The sequence below is a fragment of the Streptomyces sp. NPDC026377 genome (assembly GCF_055567715.1).
The window spans coordinates 60,752-85,317 of record NZ_JBVHPV010000009.1 but is presented as its reverse complement, the minus strand read 5'-3'; the positions used below and the strand labels follow the sequence as shown (position 1 = coordinate 85,317).

Below are 24,566 nucleotides of genomic sequence, written 5' to 3'. Positions count from 1 at the left end.
AAGGCCCACCCGGCAGCAGCCGGTGATCACTCCTCGCGGAGAGGGACCGTCAGATACGACGGGTCTGACGCGGGCGAGGAGAAGGTCAGCTGCGCGCCGGTCGGGTTGTGCTCGATGTAGAGCGGGTCGACGGTGTCCACCACCAGTGCCAGACGGTGGCCGGCCGGTACGTCGTACGACGTGGAGAACAACTCCAGGTCGACGGCGAACGGGCGGCCGGGCGTCTTGCCGTGGAAGGTGTAGGGGGCGTTGCTGACCAGCTTGCCGAGGCCGAGCGGGCCCACGTCGTACAGATAGGCGACGAGGGTGCCGCTCTCCTTGGTGGGAGTGAGGGTGGTGTGCAGCGCGGCCGTGCCCCGGATCCGGCGCGGGGTGTCGTGGCGCTCCGACTGCCAGACCGCCGCGAACGCGCGCGGCAGCAGCGGGATCGAGGCCACCGGCGGGAGCTTGGTGAACTGGTCCAGGATGTTCGACAGGAACAGGATGCCGCCGTCCGCGCCCGAGTCGACGTTGGCGAAGATCCGCTTCGAGCCGCCCAGCGGCAGCTTCTCCTTGGCCGTCCCGACCGCCTGCCAGCTCGGATAGCCCTCGTAGGACCCGCCGGTACGGGACTTGAGCTGGACCGGCTGCTCCTTGTCGATGCCGTTGGCCTCGCCCTTGAGGTAGTGGTCGAACCAGCGCCGGGCATCCGTCCAGACGTCGTTGGGCAGCCCGAGCAGGCCCGTGGCCTCGGCGGTGGCGTGGTCGCCGGGGCGGAACTCCAGGCGCTTGGGGCCGGTCAGTTTCGTGTAGAAGTCCGCGTACTGGTTGGGCGGGAAGAGCGTGTCGCCCCAGGCGTTGCCCAGCATCACGGCGGCGCCGTTGCGGTTGATGTCGTCCAGGTGGGTCAGCGGGGAGCGCTTGGCGCCCCACTCGATCATGGCCTGTTCCCTGTCCAGGTTCGAGCCGAGGAAGTCCTTGAGCGTCTGTGTGAGCTCCGCGCTCGGGCGGCCCGTGAGAGCGCCCGTGACGCCCAGCATCGCGGCGGCCTGGAGGTGCTGGGTGCGCCCGCTGTAGATCGACTGGATGAGGTCGGCCCAGCCGCTCATCGCGACGACCGCCTTGATCCGCTTGTCACGGGCGGAGGCGAGGAGACTGATCCCGGCGCCGTAGGAGACCCCGCCGAGGCCGATGCGGTCCGGGTCGGCGGGGGTGTGGGCCAGCGCCCAGTCGATGACGGCCGAGACGTCCGCGGTGTCCGGCGGCCCCGCGACCTCGATCTGGCCGCCGGAGAGCCAGAAGCCCCGGGAGGTGTAGCTGACCACGGTGTAGCCCGTGTCGGCGAGCTTCTGGGCCTGGGCCAGGTACTCGATCTGCGGCGAGGCCCAGCTGGCCGGGAAGACGATCAGGGGGTGGCGCTCCCCGGCCCTCGCCCCGGCGGGCGTGAAGACATTGCCCTTGAGGGTGATCCCGCCCGAGCCCGGGATGTCGTGGAAGGAGAGGCCGGCGCCGGTCGCCGCGGCGGCCTGGACCGGCGCGGCCTGGGCGGCCGGCGCGAGTCCGAGGGCGGTGCCGGCGAAGAGGGCCACCGCCGTGACGGCGGCGGCGGTGGCCTTGCGCGGATGTCCCATGAGTCACTCCCCGTTGCGTCGTTGCACAGTGAACTGACGCTAACCGGGAGGGCTTACCAGAGGTAACTGGTCGGTAAGTTACGCGTGGGTAACGATTATTGGACTTGTTGTCAATGACCCGCGCCACCGGCGCGGCTCTAGCCGGCCGTGGTAGAAGCCCCGCTCAGGGCGCTCTTGGCCTGCCACTGCTCCCAGCCGAGGTTCCACTCGCCGTAGCCGTTGTTGACGGCCTGGGTGCCCTTGGCGTCCTCGCCGGTGATCTCGAACGGGTCGCCGGGCTGCACCGTGCCGTACAGCTCCCTGGCGTCGGCGTCGCTCATGCCGATGCAGCCGGAGCTGTGGTTGGTGTTGCCGAAGAACGCGCTGTTCCAGGGGGCGGCGTGCGCGTACATCCCGGACCAGGTCAGACGCATCGAGTAGTCGACCATCTTGTCGTAGGCCTTGCCGAGCCCGACCGTCTCGGAGTTCATGTTGATCGTGCCCTCCTTCGCCATCAGGACGGCCTTGCCGCGCCAGGAAGCCTTGTCACCCCCGGGCGTACCGCCCGAGATCGGGATGTCCTTCACCACGGCGCCGTCGCGGTACAGCTTGAGGCGGTGGTTGTCGAGGCTGACCTTGACGACCTGGTTCCTGCCGACCGTGAAGCCCGTCCTGTAGTCCTTGACGAACCAGCCGCTGCCCGAGTCGACGCCGTTGAGGTCCGCCTGGAGCGTGACCTTCGTCCCGGCCTTCCAGTACTCCTTGGGGCGCCAGTCCACCCGGGACTTGCCCGAGTAGTCCTCCATCCAGCCCCAGGACCCCACGGTGTTGTCCGAGGTGGTCACCTTGAGCTGCTTCTCCACCGCCGCCTTGTTCTTCACCGGGTGGTCGAAGACGATCGACAGCGGCTGGGCGACCCCGACCGTGGTGTCCTTGCCCGGCGCCAGCGACAGCTTGTTCACCTTGTCCGCCGCGGCGGTGGCGAAACCGGCCTTGGCGGACGAGCCCTTGTCGTCCTTCGCCTCGACCGCGTACGTGGTGCCGGGCGCCGCGTTCCGGTCCGAGGTCCAGGTCCTGCCGTCGGCGGATATCTTCCCCGCCAGCGTCCCGCCCCTGCCGTCGGTGACCGCGACCTGCTGGAGCCTGCCCTGGGCCAGGGTGACCTTCACCGGCGCGCCCGCCTTCGCCCGCTGCCCCGTCAGGTTCACCGAGATCTCCGCCTTCCTGGCGCCCGAGATGTCGGCGCCGCCCTTGGCGTCGCCGGACCCGCCCGAGGAGCCGGAACAGGCGCTCAGCGCGGCGGCGAGGACCGCGGTGCCGGCGATCACCGCGTTACGGACGGGACGGCGGCCGGGCGGGGTGTGGCGGCGTATGCGGCTCAACTGGAAAACCTCCGTAGCAATGCTTCTCCGTAGGAGAGAGTCGGACACCCGACTCTAGGTTGCGCAAAGGGCGGGAAATCCACGGAATTCCTTTGTGACAAGGACCGCAGAGGAACGGTCACCGTCCGGTCACATGCGCCGCGCGGCCCGGTCATGGACCGCTGTGAGCATCCTGTGCATCCCCGTGGAACCGACGGCGGGGCGTACTTGGGAGGTCACTCACGTGTCCGCACTGCTCGTGACCGGCGACCGTGACCAGGACCTGCGGGTGCGCGGTCTCTCCGTCGCCGAGTACCGGTCCTTTCTGGCGGCCCGCTCCGGCGTGAGTTTTCTCCAGCACCCCTCCTGGGCCGAAGTGAAGGACCAGTGGTCCGCGGAGAGGGTCGGCTGGACTTGCGACAGCGGTGAGCTGAAGGGCGCGGCCCTCGTGCTCTACCGGCAGTTCCCCGGCACGAGGAAATACTTCGCCTATCTCCCCGAGGGGCCGGTCGCGGACTGGGCCGACCCGGAGATCGACCGCTGGCTCCAGCCGCTGCTGCGCCATCTGCGCCGCTCGGGCGCCTTCGCCGTACGCATCGGGCCCTCGCCCGCGTACCGGCGTTGGGACGCCGCCCTGCTGAAGTCCGCGACCGGCACCGGCCGCAGGGTCGGTGACGTTCTCGCCACCGAGGTCGACTCGCTGGGCAGCGCGGTGGCCGAACGGCTGCGGGCGCGGGGCTGGCGGCGGTGCGGCGGGGACGGCGAGGACGCCGACGCCCAGCCGCGTTACGTCTTCCAGGTGCCGCTGGCCGGACGCACCCCGGAGCAGCTGTGGTCCGGGCTCAACCAGGAGTGGCGGCGCAATGTGCGCACCGCCAAGAAAGCGGGCGTCCAGGTCGTCACCGGGAGCGCGGCCGACCTGCCCGAGTTCTACCGGCTGCTGCGGATCACCGAGGAGCGCGACGGCTTCCGGCTCGGCCGCTCACTGGCGTACTACGAGCGGCAGTACGCGGCGCTCAACGCCGAGCACCCCGGCCGGATGCGCCTCTACCTCGCGGTCCACGGCGGCGAGGTGCTGGCCGCGCACACCATGATCTCCGTCGAAGGGCGGGTCTGGTACCAGACGGGCGCCTCCGCCGACCACCGCCGCGAGGTCCGCCCCAGCAACGCCCTTCAGTGGCAGATGATGCTGGACGCCCACGCGCTGGGCGCCGGGGTGTACGACATGCGCGGGGTACCCTCCACTCTTGATCCGCGCGACCGCCCGTTCGGGCTGCTGCGCTGGAAACTCGGCACCGGCGGTCAGGTGGTCGAGACACTGGGGGAGTGGGAGACACCGATGAGCGGCACCGCCAACCACGCGCTGTACCGCGCGTTCCAGGCCTATCTGGCCCGCCGGTGACGGCCCCCGTCAGAACGGCGCCGCGCCACGCCGCCAAGCCCTCCCTCGCCCGCAGCGGCGCGGTGATGGCCGCGGGGTCCATCGTCTCGCGCGCCACCGGTTTCGTCCGCTCGTCGGTGGTGGCCGCGGCGCTCGGCGTCCAGCTCGTCGGCGACGGTTTCGCGGTCGCCAACACCATCCCCACCATCCTCTACACCCTGCTCATCGGCGGCACCCTCAACGCGGTCTTCGTGCCCGAGCTGGTCCGCGCCGCCAAGGAGCACGACGACGGCGGCGCCGCCTACACCGACCGGCTGCTCACCGCCTGCACCGCCGCCCTGCTCGCCCTCACCGTCCTCGCGGTGCTGGCCGCGCCGCGCATCGTCGACGTCTACACCGACTACACCGGCGCCCAGCGCGACCTCACCGTCGCCTTCGCCCGCTACTGCCTGCCGCAGATCCTCTTCTACGGCCTGTTCACGCTCTTCGGGCAGGTCCTCAACGCGCGCGGCCGGTTCGGCGCGATGATGTGGACGCCCGTCCTCAACAACCTCGTCGTCATCGCGGTGTTCGGTTTGTACCTGGCGACCGCCGGCACCTCCGGCGACACCCTGAGCGCCACCGACACCCGGATCCTGGGCTGGGGCACCACCGCCGGGATAGCCGTCCAGGCGCTCGCGCTGGTCCCGGCGCTGAGCGCGGCCCGGTTCCGCTGGCGGCCGAGGTTCGACTGGCGCGGCAGCGGCATCACCCGCCCGCTGCGCTCGGCGGGCTGGCTGGTCCTGCTGGTCCTGACCAACCAGCTGGCGTACTGGGTGGTGACCCGCCTGTCCACCACCGCCGCCCAGCACGCCCGGGGGGCGGGCTACACCGCGTACAGCAACGCGTACATGCTCTGGGTGGTGCCGCACGGCATCGTCACCGTCTCGCTGCTCACCGCGCTGATGCCCCGGATGAGCCGCGCGGCGGCCGAAGGGGACCCGGCGGGGGTGCGGCGCGATCTCTCCTACGGGCTGCGCACCAGCGCCGCGCTGATCGTCCCGGCCGCCTGCGCCCTGTTCGCGCTGGCGCCCTGGCTGATGGGCGTCGTCTTCGGATACGGCAGGACCGGCCCCGCCGACGTCGAGGTCATGGCGGGGATGCTGATGGCGTTCGCACCCGGACTGATCGCCTTCTCCGGGCAGTACGTGCTTTCGCGCGGCTTCTACGCGCTCGGCGACACCCGCACCCCGTTCCTGCTCAACCTGGTGATCGCCGGATGCAACGCGGGACTGTCCGCGCTCGCCTATGCGGTGCTGCCCGCGCGCTGGGCGGTCACCGGGATGGCCGGGGCGTACTCGCTGGCGCTGTTCGCCGGGTGGGCGCTCACCGCGTACACCCTCGACCGCAGGCTCGGCGGCGGCGCCGGACCGCTGCGCTCGCCCGCACTCACCACCCACGTCCGGCTGCTCCTGGGCTGCGCCCCGGCGGCGCTGCTCGGCTGGGTGGCGGCCCGCGCGGCCGACGGGCTCGGCTACTTCGCCGCGGCCGGGGCCGGTACCGCCGTGCTGCTCGTGACCGTCGCCCTGCTCGCGCGGCCGCTGCGGCTCGACGGCATCAACGACGTGCTCGGCAAGCTCCGCGGCGGCCGAAAGCGCTGAGAGAACCGACCCGTCCGGGACACACGAGACTGCTGGGATACTGACGCTCATGCCACGCGTGCTGCTCATCGAGGACGACCCCTCCGTACGGGAAGGGGTCGAGCTCGGGCTTCGCCGGCGCGGCCACGAGGTGCGCGCCGCCGAGACCGGGGAGGCGGGGCTCGCCGCGCTCAGGACCTTCCAGCCCGAGCTGGTCCTGCTGGACCTGATGCTGCCCGGCATCAACGGCGTACAGGTCTGCCGCCGCATCCGTGAGACCAGCCAGCTGCCGATCATCATGCTCACCGCCCGCGGCGACGACTTCGACGTGGTGGTGGGTCTGGAGGCGGGCGCCGACGACTACATCGTCAAACCCGCCCGTACCGAGGTCATCGAGGCCCGCATCCGGGCCGTGCTGCGCCGCCTCACCGACCCCGGGCGCCCGGGGCTGGAGTTCCACGGCGACCTCACCCTCGACCGGGCCGGACTCACCGCCGCCAAGTCCGGCGAGCGCCTGGCGCTGGCCCCGTCCGAGCTGAAGCTGCTGCTGCACCTGTCGGCCCACCCCGAACAGGTCTTCAGCCGCCAGCAGCTCCTGGAGTCGGTGTGGGAGCACAGCTACCACGGCGACGCCCGGCTGGTCGACGCGTGCGTCCGGCGGCTGCGGCACAAGATCGAGGACACCGCGGGCAGCAGCCCCCGCTACATCCAGACCGTCCGCGGTTTCGGCTACCGCTTCGGCCCGCTGCGGTGATACGCGCGCGTCTGCGGGCCGGGCGCCTCGGGCTGCGCGCCCGGCTGATCGCCGCCTTCCTCCTGGTCGCCGCCATCGCCGCGGGCACCACCGCCACCCTGATCTACCAGGAGGCCCGCTCGGTCATCCTCCAGCAGGCCCAGGACACCGCCGTCGCCCAGCTCCGCGACCAGATCGGCGCCCAGCCGGTCAAACTGCCGATGACCCGCGCCTCGCTGCGCGAACTCAGCCTCGCCGTGGGCCGCCAGGGCAAGCCGCACCCCTGGTACGTCTTCGCCGAGTACGGCACGCTGCGCGCCTCCAACGTCAGCCAGACCACCTCCGGCGTCCTCACCGAGGACCTGCGGCGCCGGGCCCGCGCCAATCCCCACGGCACCTTCCAGCGGGTGGTGAAGGACGGCCGGCCCTGGCTGACCGTGGGCATGCCGGTGCTGCTCGGCGAGGAAGGGGTGCACCCGGCGCAGCCCACCGGGCTCACGGTGTTCGCGGTGATGCCGCTGACCGCCGAGGAGGACAACGTCCAGGCGATGGTCACCGCCGCGCGGGACGGGGCGCTGCCCGCGCTCGCCGTCGCCCTGGTGCCCGCGCTGCTCGCCGCCCGCAGTGTACTGCGCCCCGTCCGCGATCTGCGACGGGCCGCCAGCAGCATGGGCAAGGGGCGCCTCGACACCCGTATCGAGGTGAAGGGCTCGGACGAACTCGCCGATCTGGCCTGGACGTTCAACGAGTCGGCCAGGGCGCTGGAGCGCTCCGTCGAGGAGCTCCAGAAGGCCGAGGCCCGGGCCCGCAGGTTCGCCTCCGACGTCTCGCACGAGCTGCGCACCCCGCTCGCCGGGATGCTCGCCGTCACCGAGGTCCTCGACGAGGACGCCGGCCGCCTCGACCCCGACACGGCGGCCGCGGTCCGGCTGATCTCCACCGAGACCGACAAACTCGCCACCCTCGTCGACGACCTGATGGAGATCTCCCGCTTCGACGCCAAGGCCGCCGAGCTCAACCTCGACGAGGTCGACGTGGCCGAGACGATCGCCAAGACCCTCCAGCGCCGGCGCTGGGAGGATCAGGTGGCCGTCGACCTGCCCCGGGGGATCCGGGCGATGCTGGACCCCAGACGCTTCGACGTCGTCGTCGCCAACCTCGTCGGCAACGCGTTGCGCCACGGCACCGCCCCCGTCCGGGTGGTGCTGCGCACCGAAGGCGACCGGGTGGTGACCGAGGTGAGCGACGGCGGCCCCGGCATCGCCCCGGCCGTCCTGCCGCACATCTTCGACCGGTTCTACAAGGCCGACGCCGCCCGTACCCGCTCGGCGGGCAGCGGGCTGGGGCTCGCCATCACCCTGGAGAACGTCCGGCTCCACGGCGGCACCGTCCGGGCCGCCGACGCGCCGTCGGGCGGGGCGGTGTTCACCGTCGAGCTCCCGCTGCGCCCGCCGGGCGAGGGGAGCCCGTCGTGAGGGCGGCCCGGCTCGCCGCACTGTGCGCCGCCCTGCTCCTCGCCACCGGATGCGGCGTCCGTTCCACCGACGTCGTCGAGGTCGGCGACCCGGCGTATGTACGGCCGACGCCCACCGGCCCCGGCAGCGTCACCCTGTACTTCACCGGCCCGGGCGGGGTGCTGCCGGTGGTCCGGTCCGGCCAGCACGAACAGTCGCCGGGCAGCGCCGTCCTGCTGCTCCTGAGCGGCCCCACCGACGCCGAGAAGGAAGCCGGGCTGAGCAGTCAACTGCCCAACTACTACGGCACGATGGCCGTCAGTGGGGAGGGCGGGAGCGTGCACATCCGGCTGGAGCGCGCCGTGCGCGACTTCCCGGCCCTCGCCCGGCAGCAGCTGGTGTGCACGGCCGCGCACGCGGTGAGCGAGGAGGGGAGCACCGCGGTGACGGTGAGGGTGACCGGGACCGACGGCGTGCTGACCCCCGCCTCCTGCCCGTTCTGACGCCGGGATCCGCCCGCGCCGGGCGCTCTTGTCGACGGCGCGGGAGGGCGTCACCTTGGTGCGATGAGTGATCTGCCGGACGTCTTCGACCCGCGCCGGTACGCCGCCGGGCCGCCCCACGACGACTACCGGGAGCTGCGCGAGCGGCACCCGGTGGCCTGGCAGGAGGAGCCCGAGGTCCTCGGCTGGCCCGCGGGACCCGGCTTCTGGGCGGTCACCCGCCACGCCGACGTCGTGCGCGTGCTGAAGGACGCGGCCCGCTACTCCTCCGCGCTCGGCGCCACCCAGATCCGCGACCCCGACCCCGACGACCTGCCGTTCATCCGGCGCATGATGCTCAACCAGGACCCCGCGCCCGGCTCCGCACCGGCGCCGGGCCGGGGCGGTCACCACGACCACGGCAGGCTGCGCCGCCTGGTGAGCCGCGCCTTCACCCCGGGCCGCGTCGACCGGTTCACGGCGGCGGTACGGGCCCGGGCGCGCACCCTGCTCGGTGCGGCCCGCGACGGCGCCGAGGGCGGGGTGTTCGACCTGGTCACCGAGGTCACCGACGACTACGCGCTGCTCAACCTCGCGGACCTGCTCGGGGTGCCCGGCAGCGACCGCGGGCTGCTGCTCGCATGGACCGAGCGGGTCATCGCCTACCAGGACCCGGACGAGCCGCCTGTGCCCGGCCCCGACGGGCGGCCGGTCAACCCCCGCTCACCCGCGATGCTGCGCGAGATGTTCGATTACGCCCAGGAGCTCGCCGCGTACAAGCGGCGCGCGCCCGCCGACGACGTCATGACCGCGCTCGCCCACTCGGAACTGGCCGACGCCGAGCTGGAGATGTTCTTCTTCCTGCTGACGGTCGCGGGCAACGACACCGTGCGCGCGGCGGCCCCCGGCGGCTTCCTTGCGCTGGCCGAGCACCCGGCCGCCCAGCGCGCCCTGCGCGCGGGCACGGCCGGGGTGGACAGCGCCGTCGAGGAGCTGCTGCGGTGGCACCCGCCGGTGCTCACCTTCCGCCGTACCGCCGTACGGGACACCGTGCTGGCGGGGCAGCGGGTGCGGGCGGGCGACAAGGTGGTGGTCTTCCACGCCTCGGCCAACCACGACGAGCGCGTCTTCGCCGACCCGCACCGCCTGGACCTCACCCGTGCCCCCAACCCGCACGTCTCCTTCGGCGACGGCCCGCACGTCTGCCTCGGCGCCCACTTCGCCCGCCTCCAGCTGCGGGCGCTGCACGAGGAGGCGCTGCGGCTGCTGCCCGTCTGCACGCTCGCCGGCAGGCCGCGCAGGCTGGTCTCGAACTTCGTCAACGGAATCAAATCGCTGCCGCTGGAGCCGGCGGGGCCGTGAGCGCGGCGCGCGTGACGTCCGCGACGACCTCCACCACGTCCGGCCCGTAGGCGAGGGAGTTGACGACCTTCAGGAGCAGGCAGAAGGTGCCGTCGCCGTGCTTGCGGGCCAGTTTCTCGTGGTTGCGGGCGAGATAGCGGGTGGCGGCCTGGTTGGTGATGGCGCGCTGTCCGCAGAAGAGGAAGACGGGCCGCTGCCCCTGGCCCACGGTGACCCGCGCGAGTATGACGTACTCGGTCACCCCGCCCTCGACCCGGTACCGCTCGCCGCCGATGGTGAACGCGCCGCGCTCGGGGACGGGTTCGGGGTCGACGTTCATGGTGACGCCCGGCAGCAGCGCCGACAGGTGCGCGGCCATCCGGCGGTTGGAGTAGGGGCCGCCCACACAGAACTCGGTGCGTATCCCGAACCCCTGCTGGGTCGCGTCGTGCTGGACGATCCGCGCGTGCGCCCCGCAGTCCTTGATCAGCGAGGCGAGTTCGAGGAGCGCGAACACGTCGAAGCGGTGCACCGCCCCCTCCGCGCCCGCGTCCCGGTTCACGACGAGCAGGCACTCGGAGTGCGTCGGCAGCCCGAAGAACTCCTGCTTGCGGCGGAGTCGGCGCTTCCAGAAATAGGTCCGGGTGAGCCAGCCCAGAGTGGCGCTGATGCCCGCGGCCACCACACCCAGCACGATGTTGCGTACGTCGTCGTTCATGGGCGCGCATGCTAGCGGCCACGCGGCGCGGTGTTCGAGACGGTCCTGACGCGACGGCGGGAGCGGCGTTACGCTGCGCGGACATTCGCAGCCAGGAGGTACCCATGCGTCGCTCCGCCGTCCGCAGTCTCTCGTTACTGGCCGTCTCCGCGGCCGTGGCGACCTCGGTCGCGGCCGCTCCACCGGCAACCGCCCGCCCGCCCGTCAAGACGCCCGAGGCGGTGGGGTACGGGGGCGCCGTCGCCAGCGTCGACGTGGACGCCACCGCCGCCGGCATCGACGTGCTCAAACACGGCGGCAACGCGGTGGACGCCGCCGTCGCCACGGCCGCCGCCCTCGGCGTCACCGAGCCGTACTCGTCGGGCATCGGCGGCGGCGGGTACTTCGTCTACTACGACGCCCGCTCCCGCACCGTGCACACCATCGACGGCCGCGAGACCGCGCCCCGCTCGGCCACCTCGTCCCTGTTCCTGGAGAACGGCAAGCCCCTGCCGTTCCCGGACGCGGTGACCAGCGGGCTCGGCGTCGGCACCCCCGGCACCCCCGCCACCTGGGACGCGGCCCTTCACGCCTGGGGCTCCAAGCCGCTGAGCAAGCTCCTGCGGCCCGCCGAGCGGCTCGCGCGCGACGGCTTCACCGTCGACGAGACCTTCCGCCAGCAGACCGCCGACAACCAGGCACGGTTCGCCGACTTCCCCGACACCGCGAAGCTGTTCCTGCCCGGCGGCCGGCTCCCGGTGGTCGGCTCGACGCTGAAGAACCCCGATCTCGCCCGCACCTACGAGGAGCTGGGGCGCTCCGGGGCCGACGCCCTCTACCGCGGCGAGCTGGGCCGCGACGTCGTCCGGACGGTCCGCAAGCCCCCCGTGGCGCCCGGCTCCGGCCGAAACGCGCGTCCCGGCGACCTCACCATGAAGGACCTGCGGTCGTACGCGGTCAAGCACCAGGCCCCGACGAAGGTGGGCTACCGGGGCCTGGACGTCTACGGCATGGCGCCCTCGTCCTCGGGCGGCACCACGGTCGGCGAGGCGCTCAACATCCTGGAGCGCACCGATCTGTCGAAGGCGTCCGAGACCCAGTATCTGCACCGCTACATCGAGGCGAGCCGGGTGGCGTTCGCGGACCGGGGCCGCTGGGTGGGCGACCCGGCCTTCGAGGACGTCCCCACCAAGGGGCTGCTCTCCCAGCGGTTCGCGGACGCACGGGCCTGTCTGATCAGCGACAGCAAGGCGCTGACCAGCCCGCTCGCGCCCGGCGACCCGCGCCGTCCGGCGCCGTGCGCCGCCTTTGGCCAGGCCTCGCCCACCCCGTACGAGGGGGAGAACACCACGCATCTGACGGTGGCCGACAAGTGGGGCAACATCGTCTCGTACACGCTCACCATCGAGCAGACCGGCGGCAGCGGCATCACGGTGCCCGGCCGGGGCTTCCTGCTCAACAACGAGCTGACGGACTTCTCGTTCGCCCCGGCGAGCCCGGCCGTCCACGACCCGAACCTGCCCGGCCCGGGCAAGCGGCCGCGCTCCTCCATGTCTCCGACGATCGTGCTCGACGGGCACGGCCGTCCGGTCATGGCGCTCGGCTCGCCGGGCGGCGCGACCATCATCACCACGGTGCTCCAGTCGCTCGTCGGACACCTGGACCGGGGTCTGCCGCTGGTCGACGCCATCGCCGCCCCGCGCGCCAGCCAGCGCAACGCGGTGAAGACGGAGCTGGAGCCCGAGCTCTACAACAGTCCGCTGCGGGCCCGGCTGGAGGCGCTGGGGCAGGCGTTCTCGCTCAACCCGGTGATCGGCGCGGCGACCGGTGTGGAACGCCTCGACGACGGCCGCTGGGTGGCGGCGGCCGAGAAGGTCCGGCGTGGCGGCGGCTCCGCGATGGTGGTGCGCCCGGCCGGGTGACACTTCGTCAGGACCCGTCCGCCGGGCGGGTGAAGCGGGCGCGGCCCTCGTCCCTCACGGGACGGGGGCCGCGTTTCATTTTATGTGACCGGCGTTGACGCGCGCATGCAAGGAGTTCGGCTGGTCCGCGTCGGACAAGGCAACGCTCCTGACAGAAGGGTCCCCACGTGCGTACGCGAACGCTCGCCCTCGCCGCCGCCTCCGGCGCGGCCCTGATCGCCACCGCGGCCCTGCCCGCCACCGCCTCGGACGCGCCCCGCACGGCCGGCGCCCCCATCCGCACCGACGAGGGCGCGGTGACCCGTACCGCGGAGGGCGCGGTGACCGCGGCCGACCTGCTCGCCAAGGTGACGTCCTGCTCGCAGGTCTCCCGCGGCAGGTACCGGACCGACAGCCACACCTCCGCGACGGTCCCGGTCTGCGGAAAGAACGGGGCGGTCTTCTGGAAGGCCGACCTCGACATCGACTGCGACGGCCAGACAACCGCCGCCTGCAACCGCGCCACCGACCCCTGGTTCCACCGCGACACCGCCTTCCACCAGTCCAACGGCCAACCGCTGAACGCCGAGAAGCTGCCGTACGTCGTCGTGCCCGCCCCCAGCCGGATCTGGAACTACGCCTCGGCGGGGATGAGGGGCGGGAGCGTGGTCGCCGTCATCTACCGCGACAAGGTCGAGTACGCCGTGGTCGGCGACACCGGCCCCGCCAGGATCATCGGGGAGGCCTCCTACGCCACCGCCGAGGCGCTCGGGATGAACCCCGACCCGGCCACCGGCGGCGCCGAGTCCGGCGTGACGTACATCCTCTTCAAGGACTCGCGGGCCGAGCCGATCGAGAGCCACAGTGCGGCGGTCTCGCTCGGGGACGAGCTGGCCCGGCGGTTCATCGCCGCCAACTGACGAACGGGACCGGTCGAAGGGGCCGTCCGCCTCGCGGCGGGCGGCCCGCTCGTACGGCTCGGGGCGGGCGCTACTTCGGCGGGCACACCTTCCACGAGAAGTGGTAGGTGGTCGTGATGCTCGCGTCGGTGGAGTCCATCGTGATGAAGCTGGTGGTGTTGGCCGTGTCGGAGGTGCCGGCTCCGGCCCGCAGCTCGGTGTTGATGTTCAGATAGCGCTCCTCCCCGCAGGGCTTGTAGACGAGGGCGGCGACGTCCGTGGTGTCGTTGGTCTGCCAGTCGTCGGCGAACGGGCCCGTGAACGGGTGCGTGATATAGGCCGTCTGCGACATGCCCTGGAAGTAGTAGTTGGCCCGCTCCTGCGCGGTGGCGCCCTTCTCCAGGTGGGCGAAGCCCCGGTAGTCGGCCGAGGCGACCGCGTAGGTGAAGCCCTGCGGGACGTGGACGTTCAGCGCGAGCTGGCAGTTCTTTCTCAGGTCGGTCGGCTGGGCACCCTTGCCGACCTGGGCCAGATAGGCGCTGTACGTGACGGTGAACGCGGTGTTGTCGGGGGAGACCGCGACGGCCGCGGTGCCCGCGGGGCAGCCCGAGCCGTTGACGGTCACCAGGTCGATCACGATCTTGTCGGGCGGCGGGGTGCCCCAGCCGGGGGTGTGGCCGGACGTGCTGAGCGGGGCGGCCAGCAGGACGGCCGATGCGCCGCCGATGGCCAGTGCGTTGAACATGACGCTCCCTTCGGTCATGTCGCCAGCCCGCTTCTCCTGTGGGGGGTTGGCGGGTCCATGACAGCAGAACGCCACGTTCCGGGACAGGTACGGACCAGCCACGGTGGGCCCCCGGCGGGGCGGTTTCCCTGGCCCGTTCCGGGCGCCCGCTTCCGGCCGCGGGCGCCCGGAACGGGAGCGTCCCGTGATCCGCTCAGAGGCGTGTGAGGACGCGCGGGCCCTTCTCCGTCACCGCCACCGTGTGCTCCGCGTGGGCGGCCCGGGCGCCGGTCACCGACCGCAGGGTCCAGCCGTCGGGCGCCGGGTAGTAGTCGTCCGTGCCGTCCGCGATCAGCATCGGCTCGATCGCCAGCACCATGCCGTGCCGCAGCGTCATGCCCCGTCCCCGGCGGCCCTCGTTGGGGACGCCCGGGTCCTCGTGCATCTCACGGCCGATGCCGTGGCCGCCGAAGCCGTCCGGGATGCCGTAGCCGGCGCCCCGGCACACCGTGCCGATCGCGTGCGCGATGTCGCCGATGCGGTTGCCGACGACCGCCGCGGCGATGCCCGCCTCCAGCGCCTCGTACGCCGTGGAGATCAGCCGGACGTCCTCGGTCCGCGCCCGGCCGACCGTGAAGCTGATCGCCGAGTCCCCGGCCCAGCCGTCCAGGACCGCTCCGAAGTCGACGCTGACCAGGTCGCCGTCGCGCAGCCGGTAGCCGTCCGGGACGCCGTGCACGATCGCGTCGTTGACGGAGACGCAGGCGACCGCCGGGAACGGGACCGGCGCGAACTCGGGGTGATAGCCGAGGAAGGGCGAGGACGCGCCCTCGGCCCGCAGCACCTCGTGGGCCGCCGTGTCGAGGTCCAGCAGGCTGACGCCGACGCCCGCCGCGTCCCGGGCCGCGGCGAGCGCCCGGGCGACCACCCGCCCGGCCTCGCGCATCGCGTCCATCTGTGTGTCCGTCTTGATCTTCACCATTCCAATTACTATACCGGTCGGGCGGAGTGCGTCGGACGAACCTCGCGAGGGCGGCCGCGCGGATTCCGTACAGGCCTACGCACGGCCGCCGGCAGTTGACGGGGCGTCAGAGCGCTTCCAGGACGGTCGCGTTGGCGAGCCCTCCCGCCTCGCACATGGTCTGGAGGGCGTAGCGCGCCCCGCGCTGCCGCATCGTGTGCACCAGTGTGGTCATCAGCCGGGTGCCGCTGGCGCCCAGCGGATGGCCGAGCGCGATCGCGCCGCCGTGCACGTTGACCCTGGCGAGATCGGCGCCGGTCTCCTGCTGCCAGGCGAGCACCACGCTGGCGAAGGCCTCGTTCACCTCGAAGAGGTCGATGTCGGCGAGGCCGAGGCCCGCCCTGCGCAGCACCTTCTCGGTGGCGGGGATGACGCCAGTGAGCATCAGTACCGGGTCCGAGCCGGTCACCGCGAAGCTGTGCAGCCGGGCGAGCGGGCGCAGCCCGAGCCGGGCGGCGGTCTCGCCGGAGGTGATCAGTACGGCCGACGCGCCGTCGTTGGTGGGGCTGCTGTTGCCGGCCGTCACCGACCAGTCGATCTGCGGGAAGCGCTCGGCGAAGCGCGGATCCACGAACGACGGCTTCAGCCCGGCCAGGATCTCCGGGGTCGTCGCGGGGCGCACCGACTCGTCCCGCGTGAGCCCGGCGATCGGCGCCGTCTCGGCGTCGAACAGCCCGGCGTCCCAGGCCGCGGCCGCCTTCTGGTGCGAGGAGGTGGCGAACTCGTCCATCCGCTGCCGCCCGATCGACCACTTCGCCGCGATCAGCTCGGCGCTGATGCCCTGGGGGACGAGGCCCTCGGGGAAGCGGGCGGCCACACCGGGACCGAACGGGTCCTTGCCGGCGGGCACGTTCGACCACATCGGCACCCGGCTCATCGACTCGACCCCGCAGGCCACGACCAGGTCGTACGCCCCCGACAGCACGCCCTGGGCGGCGAAGTGGACGGCCTGCTGCGAGGAGCCGCACTGGCGGTCCACGGTGGTGGCGGGGACGCTGTCCGGGAACCCGGCGGAGAGCCAGGCGTACCGGGTGGTGTTCATGGCCTGCTCGCCGACCTGGTCGACGGTGCCGCCGATCACGTCGTCCACCAGTGCCGGGTCGACACCGCTGCGCTCGACGAGGGCGCGCAGGGTGTGGGCGAGCAGGTCGACGGGATGCGTCGCGGAGAGCGCCCCGCCGGGCTTCCCCCTTCCCATCGGCGTACGGATGGCTTCCACGATCACGGCGTCACGCATCGCGTGCTCCTCGGGCTCGGTCTGCTCGCATGCTGCTCGGGTCCCCCGTGCTACCCACGGGTAGGTTGGGAAACTGGATTCACTGTAACTCTGCGGGTTGGAAAATCCAATGCACTGCCGTTCCTGGCTTACCGTGGAGCCATGACGACATCGCAGAAGAACTCCCGGCCCTGCTCGATCGCCGACGCGCTGGCGGTCGTGGGGGAGAAGTACGCGCTGCTCGTCCTGCGCGAGGTCTTCTTCGGTGTGCACCGCTTCGACGCGATCGCCCGCAACGTGGGCGCCCCGCGCGACATCCTCACCGCCCGGCTGCGCAGGCTGGTGGACGCGGGGGTCCTGGAGAAGGTGCTGTACAACGAGCGGCCCGCGCGGTACGAGTACCGGGCCACCGAGGCGGGGCAGGAGCTGCGGCCGGTGCTGCTGACGCTGATGCGGTGGGGCGACCGGCACCTCGCGGACGTGCCGCCCACGGTGTGGCAGCACACGTGCGGGGCCGACCTGGATCCGGTGATCGCGTGCCGGTCCTGCGGCGAGGAGGTGCGCCGGCGGGATGTGACGCCGCGGTTCCAGGTGGAGGGGTGGGGGGCTGAGGGGGCGGTGGGGGGGTGACCCCTGGTCCGTGTGCGGGTCCTCGGCGGTCCGGCCTGGCGCGTGTGCGGGTCTGTGGCGGTCCCGGCCTGGCCCCGCTGTGGGTCTTCGGCGGTCCGGGGCCGGTGCGTGTCCGTCCGGGGGCTGGGCCGGGTCGGACCGTGTCGGTCGGGGCCTGGTCCGTGCCGGGTCGCGTCGGACTAGACTCGGGCTCATGGTCCGCACCCCCCTCACCCCCGAAGAGCGCGAGCGCGGCGAGCGACTGGGCAAGTTGCTGCGGGCCGCGCGGGGCGGGCGCAGTATGAGCGAGGTCGCCGCGGCGGCCGGGCTCTCCCCGGAGACCCTGCGGAAGATCGAGACCGGGCGGGCTCCGACACCGGCCTTCTTCACCGTGGCCGCGCTGGCGACCGTGCTGGGGCTTTCGCTCGACGAGGTCGCCGGCAGTTGCAGCCTGCTGCCCGCGTGACCCGCCTTCGCGGGAGCGTTGGCCTGCCGGGTGCGTGGGGTTGCCCGGTGCTCGTCGTTCTGGTGCGGGTCGTCTTCGGCTGGTCGCGCAGTTCCCCGCGCCCCTGAGAGGTATGTGGGCCGGTCCGGTGATCTGACCGCGGGTGCCCTCTGGCGGCTCGCGCAGTTCCCCGCACCCCCAAGGGGCGTGGGAAACTGCGCGACCACCCCCACCGAGCGGCACCCGACACATCAGCCCGCTCCACCCACCCCCTCGGCCATCACCTCGGCGTAACACGGGCGCGATACGGCGGGTATCGAATGCCCGAGGACCGTGGGGGTTCAGTCGGCGGGTGGGGGATCGTGCGATGACGGCCAATCAACTCCCGGTCACATGAAGGCGTTCGGTGCATGGGCCGGAGGGTGGCCCTGCGGGGCAGGGCGAGGACTGCCACCGGCTGCTGTTGCCAGGGCGTGAGCCGGCCCGCCGCGCGCTTGCCGGCCGCCGCCGACGCGGTCTCCGAGGGGCGCGGACGGGACGTCGTCCATGCCTTCCGCGTGGCCGGAATGGCAACAGAACGTTGAAATCCCGGGATTGAGCGCTGGGTGCACCTGGGCAGAGTCCGTACCTATGGACAACGACGCCCATATGCCCCGGTCCCGGCCGCCGCCCCGCGCGCCCCGGCCGCACCAGCCGCGCGCCGCCGCGTTCTTCGACGTCGAGGGCACGCTCCTGGCACTGCCCGAGCTGCCCCCGGCGGGCCCAGACCCACCGCTCGGCCGCCTCTGGCACGCGCCGGTCCTCGCCGCCCTGCACCACCACAGCGCCCGGGGCCACCTGGTGGTCCTGGTGACGCCGTCGCCCGCCGGGGCCGTCGCGCGGGTCGCCCGCGAAGTGGGGGCCGACGCGGTGCTCTGCGCCCGGCCGCGCGCCCCGATGACCGGCCAGGGCAAGGGGTACGCGGCCCGTGCCCTGCTGCGCGAACACGCCCTGCTCGCCGCCGACTGCTACGCGTACGCCGACGAGGCGGCCGATCTGCCGCTGCTCGCCGAGGTGGGCCACCCGGTGGTCGTCGGTGACGACCCGGTGCTGCTGAGGCACGCCCGGCGGGGCACCTGGGCGCGGCTGCCCGGCCCCGTACCGAGGGAAATGTGATCGACTTCGTGGCGTGACGGCGATGGTCTTGCCACGGTGCGTGACGGGCTTTACGGTCTCTCCACACGCAATCTACGCGTGTCGACGCCTGGCTGACGGCTCGTCTAAGGAGCAGCTCATGGCCACTGTTGTCCGCGCCGCACTGGTCCAGGCCAGTTGGACCGGCGATACCGAATCCATGATCGCCAAACATGAGGAACACGCCCGCGAGGCCGCCCGGCGGGGTGCGAAGATCATCGGTTTCCAGGAGGTCTTCAACGCCCCGTACTTCTGCCAGGTGCAGGAGCCCGAGCACTACCGGTGGGCCGAGCAGGTGCCGGACGGGCCGACCGTCCAGCGGATGCGGGAGCTCGCCCGGGAGACCGGGATGGTGATCGTCGTCCCGGTCTTCGAGATCGAGGACTCCGGTTTCTACTACAACACCGCGGCCGTGATCGACGCCGACGGCAGCTACCTCGGCAAGTACCGCAAGCACCACATTCCCCAGGTGAAGGGGTTCTGGGAGAAGTACTACTTCAAACCGGGCAACCTGGGATGGCCGGTCTTCGACACCGCCGTGGGCAAGGTCGGCGTCTACATCTGCTACGACCGCCACTTCCCGGAAGGATGGCGGCAGTTGGGCCTCAACGGCGCCCAGCTCGTCTACAACCCCTCCGCCACCTCGCGCGGACTCTCTGCCCATCTGTGGCAGCTCGAACAGCCCGCGTCGGCCGTCGCCAACGAGTACTTCGTCGCCGCGATCAACCGGGTCGGCCGCGAGGAGTACGGCGACAACGACTTCTACGGCACCAGCTACTTCGTGGATCCGCGCGGCCAGTTCGTCGGGGAGACCGCGAGCGACAAGGAGGAGGAACTCCTCGTCCGCGACCTCGACTTCGGCCTCATCGACGACGTGCGCCGGCAGTGGGCGTTCTACCGCGACCGCCGGCCCGACGCCTACGAAGGGCTGGTGAAGCCGTGACCTCGCTCTTCGACCGCCACCGCGCGGTCATGCCCGAGTGGCTCGCGCTCTACTACCGGCACCCGGTCGAGCTCACCCACGGCGAGGGCCGGTACGTCTGGGACTCCGCGGGCAACCGCTACCTCGACTTCTTCGGCGGCATCCTCACCACGATGACCGCGCACGCCCTGCCCGAGGTCACCAAGGCCGTCTCCGAGCAGGCCGGGCGGATCATCCACTCCTCCACGCTCTACCTCAACCGCCCGATGGTCGAGCTCGCCGAGCGGATCGCCCAGCTCTCCGGCATCCCGGACGCCCGGGTCTTCTTCACCACCTCCGGCACCGAGGCGAACGACACGGCCCTGCTGCTCGCCACCGCCCACCGAGGCTCCAACCAGATCCTGGCGATGCGCAACAGCTACCACGGCCGCTCGTTCAGCGCGGTCGGCATCACCGGCAATCACTCCTGGTCACCGACGAGCCTGTCGCCCCTGCAGACGCTGTACGTGCACGGCGGGGTGCGCACCCGGGGTCCCTACGCCGAGTTGAGTGACCGTCAGTTCATCAACGCCTGCGTGGCCGACCTCGAAGACCTCCTCGGCCACACGCGCGACGTGGCGGCCCTCATCGCCGAGCCGATCCAGGGCGTCGGCGGCTTCACCTCGCCCCCCGACGGGCTCTACGCCGCTTTCCGTGAGGTCCTCGACCGGCACGGCATCCTGTGGATCAGCGACGAGGTGCAGACCGGCTGGGGCCGTACGGGCGAGCACTTCTGGGGCTGGCAGGCACACGCCCAGAACGGCCCGCCGGACATCCTCACCTTCGCCAAGGGCATCGGCAACGGCATGTCGATCGGCGGGGTGGTCGCGAGCGCCCGGATCATGAACTGCCTGGACGCCAACTCCATCTCGACCTTCGGCGGCTCCCCGGTCACCATGGCGGCCGGCCTCGCCAACCTGTCGTATCTGCTCGAACACGACCTCCAGGGCAACGCGCGCCGCGTCGGCGGTCTGCTCATCGAGCGGCTGCGGGCCGTCGCCGCCCAGCTCCCCCTCGTCCGCGAGGTGCGCGGCCGGGGCCTGATGGCGGGCATCGAGCTGGTCAGGCCGGGCACCGACGAGGCCCACCCGGAGGCCGCGGCGGCCGTCCTGGAAGCGGCCCGCGAGGGTGGCCTGCTCATCGGCAAGGGCGGCGGCCACAGCACCAGCGTGCTGCGCCTGGCCCCACCGCTGTCCCTGACGGTCGCGGAGGCGGAAGAGGGCGCGGCGATCCTGGAACAGGCGCTGCGAAGGGCATAGCGATAGCGCCGGCCCGTACGAGATGTCTCGGCCCCGACTGCCCAGGGGCGCGGGGACTGCGCACCCAGCCCACGACGGCCCGCGGACGAAGAACAAGGGACCACCCATGAGTACCCGCACACTGATCCGCGGCGGCCTGGTGATCACCGCCGCCGACGAGATCCACGCCGACGTCCTCATCGAGGACGGCCGCATCGCCGCCCTGGCCGCCCACGGCTCCAGCGCGGCACAGAGCTGGAGCGCCGAGCGGACGATCGACGCGACGGACAAGTACGTCATCCCCGGCGGCGTCGACGCCCACACCCATATGGAGCTCCCCTTCGGCGGGACCTTCGCCTCCGACACCTTCGAGACCGGGACCCGGGCCGCTGCCTGGGGCGGCACCACCACCATCGTGGACTTCGCCGTGCAGTCGCCGGGCCGAGCCCTGCGCGAGGGCCTGGACGCCTGGTACGCCAAGGCCGACGGCCAGTGCGCCATCGACTACGCCTTCCACATGATCCTCTCCGATGTGAACGAGCACTCGCTCAAGGAGATGGACCTCCTGGTGGAGGAGGGCATCACCTCCTTCAAGCTGTTCATGGCGTACCCGGGCGTCTTCTACAGCGACGACGGCCAGATCCTGCGCGCGATGCAGCGCTCCGCCTCCAACGGCGGGCTGATCATGATGCACGCCGAGAACGGCATCGCCATCGACGTCCTCGTCGAGCAGGCGCTCGCCGCCGGACGCACCGACCCGCGCTACCACGGCGAGGTGCGCCGCGCCCTGCTCGAAGCCGAGGCCACCCACCGCGCCATCCAGCTGGCCCGGGTCGCCGGGGCGCCGCTGTACGTGGTGCACGTGTCGGCCGAGGAGGCGGTCGCGGAGCTGGCCGCCGCCCGGGACAAGGGACTTCCGGTCTTCGGCGAGACCTGTCCGCAGTACCTGTTCCTGTCCACCGACAACCTGGCCGAGCCCGGCTTCGAGGGCGCCAAGTACGTCTGCTCGACGCCACTGCGGCCCAGGGAGCACCAGGCCGCGCTCTGGCGGGGGCTGCGCACCAACGACCTCCAGGTGGTCTCCACCGACCATTGCCCGTTCTGCTTCGTGGGGCAGAAGGAGCTCGGCCGCGGCGACTTCTCCAAGATTCCCAACGGGCTGCCGGGCGTGGAGAACCGGATGGACCTGCTCCACCAGGCCGTGCTCGACGGCCACCTCTCCCGCCGACGCTGGATCGAGATCGCCTGCGCCAGTCCCGCGCGGATGTTCGGGCTCTACCCGAAGAAGGGCACCATCGCGCCGGGCGCCGACGCCGACGTGGTGATCTACGACCCGCACGCCGAGCAGACCCTCTCCGCCGAGACCCACCACATGAACGTGGACTACTCGGCGTACGAGGGGCGCCGGATCACCGGCCGCGTCGAGACGGTCCTCTCGCGCGGCGAACTCGTCCTGCACGAGCGCCGGTTCACCGGACGCGCCGGACACGGCGTCTACACCCCGCGGGCCACCACCCAGTACCTCGGCTAGTCACCTGGAGCAGCACCCCATGGACTTCGGACTCGTCCTGCAGACCGACCCGCCCGCCTCGACCGTCGTCGGCCTGATGCGCCGCGCCGAACGCAACGGCTTCCGCTACGGCTGGACCTTCGACTCGGCGGTGCTCTGGCAGGAGCCCTTCGTCATCTACAGCCGCATCCTGGAGCACACGCGGCAGTTGCGCGTCGGCCCGATGGTCACCAACCCGGGCACCAGGACCTGGGAGGTCACCGCCTCCACCTTCGCCACCCTCAACGAGATGTACGGCAACCGCACCGTCTGCGGCATCGGCCGCGGCGACTCCGCGATGCGCGTCGCCGGACGCAAGCCCAACACCCTGGCGCGCCTGGGCGAGGCCATCGACGTCATCCGCGACCTCGCCGAGGGCCGGGAGGCCGAGGTCGACGGGCAGCCGCTGAAGCTGCCCTGGGTCAGGGACGGCCGGCTGCCCGTCTGGATGGCGGCGTACGGGCCGAAGGCGCTGGCGCTGGCCGGGCAGAAGGCCGACGGCTTCATCCTCCAGCTCGCGGACCCGTTCCTGACGGAGTGGATGGTCAAGGCGGTCCGCACGGCTGCCGTGGAGGCCGGGCGCGACCCCGCGGCCGTGACCATCTGCGTGGCCGCCCCGGCGTACGTCGGCGACGACCTCGCCCACGCCCGCGAGCAGTGCCGCTGGTTCGGCGGCATGGTCGGCAACCACGTGGCGGACCTGGTGGAACGCTACGGCGAGCACTCCGGCCTGGTGCCGGACGCGCTCACCGACTACATCAAGGCGCGCCGGGGCTACGACTACAGCCACCACGGCCGCACCGACAACCCGGACACCGCGTTCGTCCCGGACGAGATCGTCGACCGCTTCTGCCTCCTGGGCCCCGTGGAGGCACACATCGAGAAGCTGAAGGCGCTGAGGGAGCTGGGCGTCGACCAGTTCGCCGTCTACGCGATGCACGACGCCCGGGAGACGGTCATCGACGCGTACGGGGAGCGGGTGATCCCGGCGCTGGGCTGAGCGGCCGGGGCGCCCCGGCCGCCGAGGGCCCGGGGCGCGACTGGTCCGTGCGGGGCCGAGAACGGCCGGCCGGGCGTGACGCCAGGAGTGCCTCCTAGGGCACCCGCGCCGTCCACTCCTCGCTGGAGAACTTCGTGTGCGCCAGCTCGCGGGCGCGGGACATCTCCTCGTCCGTGACGCTGCCCTCGGCCAGTCCGTACCGCCCCCGGAACGAGGCGACCATCCGCTCGATGACCGCCTCGCGGGGCAGGCCCGTCTGGCGGCGCAGCGGGTTGACGCGCTTCTTCGCGCTCTTGGTGCCCTTGTCCGAGAGCTTCTCGCGGCCGATGCGCAGCACGTCGAGCATCTTGTCGGCGTCGATGTCGTACGCCATCGTCACGTGGTGCAGGACCGCGCCGCCGTCCGCGACCACCCGCTTCTGCGCGGCGCCCGCGATCTTGCCGGCGTCCGTGGCGATGTCGTTGAGGGGCTGGTACCAGGCCTTCACCCCCATGTCGCCGAGCGCGCCGAGGACCCAGTCGTCCAGGTAGGCGTACGAGTCGGCGAAGGAGAGGCCGGAGACCAGGGCGTCGGGGACCGAGAGCGAGTACGTGATCGTGTTGCCCGGCTCGATGAACATCGCACCGCCGCCGGAGACCCGGCGCACCACCGTGATCCCGTGACGCTCGGCCCCTCCGGGGTCGACCTCGTTGCGCAGCGACTGGAAGCTGCCGATGACGACGGCGGGGGCGCCCCACTCCCACACGCGCAGCGTCGGCGGGCGGCGGCCGGCCGCGACCTCGGCGGTGATCACCTCGTCGAGCGCCATGTGCAGGGCGGGGGACTGCGGGCCGTCGTGGATCAGCTGCCAGTCGTAGTCCGTCCAGTCCGTCGCGTGCGCCAGCGCGCGGCGGACCGCGACACCGACGCCCTCCGACGTCAGGCCGTACATCGTCGTGCCCGGGGGCAGCGCCGCGTCGATCCGGGCCGCGAGCCCGGCGGCGTCCGTGTCGGCCGGAGCACCCTCCAGCGCGCCGTTGATGGCCTCGATCGCCTCGTCCGGCTCCAGGAAGAAGTCGCCCGCGACCCGCACACCGCGCAGGACCCCGTCCGCCACGTCCAGGTCCACCACCACGAGCTTGCCGCCGGGGACCTTGTACTCACCGTGCACCGCTGCTCCTCCATCCGTTCCGA

22 protein-coding genes are annotated in these 24,566 nt (G+C 72.2%); 15 read left to right on the top strand and 7 right to left on the bottom strand.

Translation table 11 applies throughout. The annotated features are described in order from the left end of the window. Nucleotides 1-26: 26 nt before the first annotated feature. Both ACZ4MU_RS20020 and ACZ4MU_RS20015 read right to left on the bottom strand, forming a co-directional pair. Nucleotides 27-1,610, bottom strand: a complete 1,584-nt coding sequence (locus ACZ4MU_RS20020) for an alpha/beta fold hydrolase (RefSeq protein WP_467878159.1) — start codon at nucleotides 1,608-1,610, stop codon at nucleotides 27-29. A gap of 137 nt (nucleotides 1,611-1,747) precedes the next feature. Continuing rightward, nucleotides 1,748-2,971, bottom strand: a complete 1,224-nt coding sequence (locus ACZ4MU_RS20015; RefSeq protein WP_467878157.1) for a L,D-transpeptidase — start codon at nucleotides 2,969-2,971, stop codon at nucleotides 1,748-1,750. A gap of 223 nt (nucleotides 2,972-3,194) precedes the next feature. Here ACZ4MU_RS20015 and ACZ4MU_RS20010 point away from each other — a divergent pair, with 223 nt between their 5' ends. The 6 genes from ACZ4MU_RS20010 to ACZ4MU_RS19985 all read left to right on the top strand — a co-directional run bounded on the left by ACZ4MU_RS20010 (nucleotide 3,195) and on the right by ACZ4MU_RS19985 (nucleotide 9,981). Continuing rightward, nucleotides 3,195-4,352, top strand: coding sequence for a lipid II:glycine glycyltransferase FemX (locus ACZ4MU_RS20010; protein WP_467878153.1), 1,158 nt, complete (start codon nucleotides 3,195-3,197; stop codon nucleotides 4,350-4,352). Continuing rightward, on the top strand, nucleotides 4,349-5,971 hold the full coding sequence (gene murJ, locus ACZ4MU_RS20005) for a murein biosynthesis integral membrane protein MurJ (protein ID WP_467878151.1): 1,623 nt from the start codon (nucleotides 4,349-4,351) through the stop codon (nucleotides 5,969-5,971). The genes ACZ4MU_RS20010 and murJ overlap by 4 nt, the downstream gene beginning before the upstream one ends. Before the next feature lie 49 nt (nucleotides 5,972-6,020). Then, on the top strand, nucleotides 6,021-6,704 hold the full coding sequence (locus ACZ4MU_RS20000; protein ID WP_467878148.1) for a response regulator: 684 nt from the start codon (nucleotides 6,021-6,023) through the stop codon (nucleotides 6,702-6,704). Beyond that, entirely contained in the window at nucleotides 6,701-8,158 is a 1,458-nt protein-coding gene (locus ACZ4MU_RS19995) for an ATP-binding protein (RefSeq protein WP_467878146.1), read from the top strand. The genes ACZ4MU_RS20000 and ACZ4MU_RS19995 overlap by 4 nt, the downstream gene beginning before the upstream one ends. Continuing rightward, complete coding sequence (locus ACZ4MU_RS19990; protein ID WP_467878143.1) at nucleotides 8,155-8,640, top strand: hypothetical protein; 486 nt, start codon at nucleotides 8,155-8,157, stop codon at nucleotides 8,638-8,640. Before ACZ4MU_RS19995 ends, ACZ4MU_RS19990 begins: the two co-directional genes overlap by 4 nt. 63 nt (nucleotides 8,641-8,703) lie before the next feature. Continuing rightward, entirely contained in the window at nucleotides 8,704-9,981 is a 1,278-nt protein-coding gene (locus ACZ4MU_RS19985; protein ID WP_467878140.1) for a cytochrome P450, read from the top strand. On the opposite strand, the gene ACZ4MU_RS19980 is transcribed toward ACZ4MU_RS19985, so the two are convergent. Then, a complete protein-coding gene (locus ACZ4MU_RS19980) occupies nucleotides 9,947-10,678 on the bottom strand; it encodes a hypothetical protein (protein WP_467878137.1) in 732 nt (243 codons plus the stop codon). The genes ACZ4MU_RS19985 and ACZ4MU_RS19980 overlap by 35 nt on opposite strands. Nucleotides 10,679-10,782: 104 nt before the next feature. Here ACZ4MU_RS19980 and ggt point away from each other — a divergent pair, with 104 nt between their 5' ends. Further along, entirely contained in the window at nucleotides 10,783-12,579 is a 1,797-nt protein-coding gene (gene ggt, locus ACZ4MU_RS19975) for a gamma-glutamyltransferase (protein WP_467878135.1), read from the top strand. 167 nt (nucleotides 12,580-12,746) lie between these two features. Further along, nucleotides 12,747-13,478, top strand: coding sequence for a glycoside hydrolase family 75 protein (locus ACZ4MU_RS19970; protein WP_467878133.1), 732 nt, complete (start codon nucleotides 12,747-12,749; stop codon nucleotides 13,476-13,478). A gap of 70 nt (nucleotides 13,479-13,548) precedes the next feature. On the opposite strand, the gene ACZ4MU_RS19965 is transcribed toward ACZ4MU_RS19970, so the two are convergent. The 3 genes from ACZ4MU_RS19965 to ACZ4MU_RS19955 all read right to left on the bottom strand — a co-directional run bounded on the left by ACZ4MU_RS19965 (nucleotide 13,549) and on the right by ACZ4MU_RS19955 (nucleotide 16,439). Continuing rightward, nucleotides 13,549-14,202, bottom strand: coding sequence for a DUF4360 domain-containing protein (locus ACZ4MU_RS19965; RefSeq protein ID WP_467878655.1), 654 nt, complete (start codon nucleotides 14,200-14,202; stop codon nucleotides 13,549-13,551). A 193-nt stretch (nucleotides 14,203-14,395) separates the two neighbouring features. Then, the gene (gene map, locus ACZ4MU_RS19960; protein WP_467878130.1) at nucleotides 14,396-15,163 is read right to left on the bottom strand and encodes a type I methionyl aminopeptidase; all 768 of its coding nucleotides are present in this window, start codon (nucleotides 15,161-15,163) and stop codon (nucleotides 14,396-14,398) included. A 106-nt stretch (nucleotides 15,164-15,269) separates the two neighbouring features. After that, nucleotides 15,270-16,439 (bottom strand): thiolase family protein, encoded by a 1,170-nt coding sequence (locus ACZ4MU_RS19955; RefSeq protein ID WP_467878127.1) that lies wholly within the window; start codon nucleotides 16,437-16,439, stop codon nucleotides 15,270-15,272. A gap of 141 nt (nucleotides 16,440-16,580) precedes the next feature. Here ACZ4MU_RS19955 and ACZ4MU_RS19950 point away from each other — a divergent pair, with 141 nt between their 5' ends. The 7 genes from ACZ4MU_RS19950 to ACZ4MU_RS19920 all read left to right on the top strand — a co-directional run bounded on the left by ACZ4MU_RS19950 (nucleotide 16,581) and on the right by ACZ4MU_RS19920 (nucleotide 23,393). After that, a complete protein-coding gene (locus ACZ4MU_RS19950; protein WP_467878125.1) occupies nucleotides 16,581-17,048 on the top strand; it encodes a winged helix-turn-helix transcriptional regulator in 468 nt (155 codons plus the stop codon). A gap of 193 nt (nucleotides 17,049-17,241) precedes the next feature. Next, a complete protein-coding gene (locus ACZ4MU_RS19945; protein ID WP_467878122.1) occupies nucleotides 17,242-17,493 on the top strand; it encodes a helix-turn-helix domain-containing protein in 252 nt (83 codons plus the stop codon). Between the two features lie 609 nt (nucleotides 17,494-18,102). Beyond that, nucleotides 18,103-18,627, top strand: a complete 525-nt coding sequence (locus tag ACZ4MU_RS19940) for an HAD family hydrolase (RefSeq protein ID WP_467878120.1) — start codon at nucleotides 18,103-18,105, stop codon at nucleotides 18,625-18,627. Between the two features lie 118 nt (nucleotides 18,628-18,745). Further along, entirely contained in the window at nucleotides 18,746-19,588 is an 843-nt protein-coding gene (locus ACZ4MU_RS19935) for a nitrilase-related carbon-nitrogen hydrolase (protein ID WP_467878117.1), read from the top strand. Further along, nucleotides 19,585-20,865 (top strand): aspartate aminotransferase family protein, encoded by a 1,281-nt coding sequence (locus tag ACZ4MU_RS19930; protein ID WP_467878115.1) that lies wholly within the window; start codon nucleotides 19,585-19,587, stop codon nucleotides 20,863-20,865. The genes ACZ4MU_RS19935 and ACZ4MU_RS19930 overlap by 4 nt, the downstream gene beginning before the upstream one ends. A 106-nt stretch (nucleotides 20,866-20,971) precedes the next feature. Next, nucleotides 20,972-22,375: a dihydropyrimidinase gene (hydA, locus tag ACZ4MU_RS19925; RefSeq protein ID WP_467878112.1), complete on the top strand. Its 1,404-nt coding sequence runs from the start codon at nucleotides 20,972-20,974 to the stop codon at nucleotides 22,373-22,375. A gap of 19 nt (nucleotides 22,376-22,394) precedes the next feature. Continuing rightward, nucleotides 22,395-23,393, top strand: a complete 999-nt coding sequence (locus tag ACZ4MU_RS19920; RefSeq protein ID WP_467878110.1) for a TIGR03842 family LLM class F420-dependent oxidoreductase — start codon at nucleotides 22,395-22,397, stop codon at nucleotides 23,391-23,393. Between the two features lie 94 nt (nucleotides 23,394-23,487). Here the strand turns inward: ACZ4MU_RS19920 and ACZ4MU_RS19915 are convergent, their stop codons facing one another. Then, nucleotides 23,488-24,543, bottom strand: a complete 1,056-nt coding sequence (locus ACZ4MU_RS19915) for a lipoate--protein ligase family protein (RefSeq protein WP_467878108.1) — start codon at nucleotides 24,541-24,543, stop codon at nucleotides 23,488-23,490. Nucleotides 24,544-24,566 lie beyond the last annotated feature (23 nt).

Bases quoted from the DNA above. Each gene is read 5' to 3' on its own strand.
- ACZ4MU_RS19965 (WP_467878655.1), bottom strand. From the start codon at position 14,202: ATGTTCAACGCACTGGCCATCGGCGGCGCATCGGCCGTCCTGCTGGCC.
- ACZ4MU_RS19985 (WP_467878140.1), top strand. From the start codon at position 8,704: ATGAGTGATCTGCCGGACGTCTTCGACCCGCGCCGGTACGCCGCCGGG.
- ACZ4MU_RS19950 (WP_467878125.1), top strand. From the start codon at position 16,581: ATGACGACATCGCAGAAGAACTCCCGGCCCTGCTCGATCGCCGACGCG.
- map (WP_467878130.1), bottom strand. From the start codon at position 15,163: ATGGTGAAGATCAAGACGGACACACAGATGGACGCGATGCGCGAGGCC.
- ACZ4MU_RS19955 (WP_467878127.1), bottom strand. From the start codon at position 16,439: ATGCGTGACGCCGTGATCGTGGAAGCCATCCGTACGCCGATGGGAAGG.
- ACZ4MU_RS19940 (WP_467878120.1), top strand. From the start codon at position 18,103: ATGGACAACGACGCCCATATGCCCCGGTCCCGGCCGCCGCCCCGCGCG.
- ACZ4MU_RS20020 (WP_467878159.1), bottom strand. From the start codon at position 1,610: ATGGGACATCCGCGCAAGGCCACCGCCGCCGCCGTCACGGCGGTGGCC.
- ACZ4MU_RS19935 (WP_467878117.1), top strand. From the start codon at position 18,746: ATGGCCACTGTTGTCCGCGCCGCACTGGTCCAGGCCAGTTGGACCGGC.
- hydA (WP_467878112.1), top strand. From the start codon at position 20,972: ATGAGTACCCGCACACTGATCCGCGGCGGCCTGGTGATCACCGCCGCC.
- ggt (WP_467878135.1), top strand. From the start codon at position 10,783: ATGCGTCGCTCCGCCGTCCGCAGTCTCTCGTTACTGGCCGTCTCCGCG.
- ACZ4MU_RS19980 (WP_467878137.1), bottom strand. From the start codon at position 10,678: ATGAACGACGACGTACGCAACATCGTGCTGGGTGTGGTGGCCGCGGGC.
- ACZ4MU_RS19945 (WP_467878122.1), top strand. From the start codon at position 17,242: ATGGTCCGCACCCCCCTCACCCCCGAAGAGCGCGAGCGCGGCGAGCGA.
- ACZ4MU_RS19920 (WP_467878110.1), top strand. From the start codon at position 22,395: ATGGACTTCGGACTCGTCCTGCAGACCGACCCGCCCGCCTCGACCGTC.
- ACZ4MU_RS20000 (WP_467878148.1), top strand. From the start codon at position 6,021: ATGCCACGCGTGCTGCTCATCGAGGACGACCCCTCCGTACGGGAAGGG.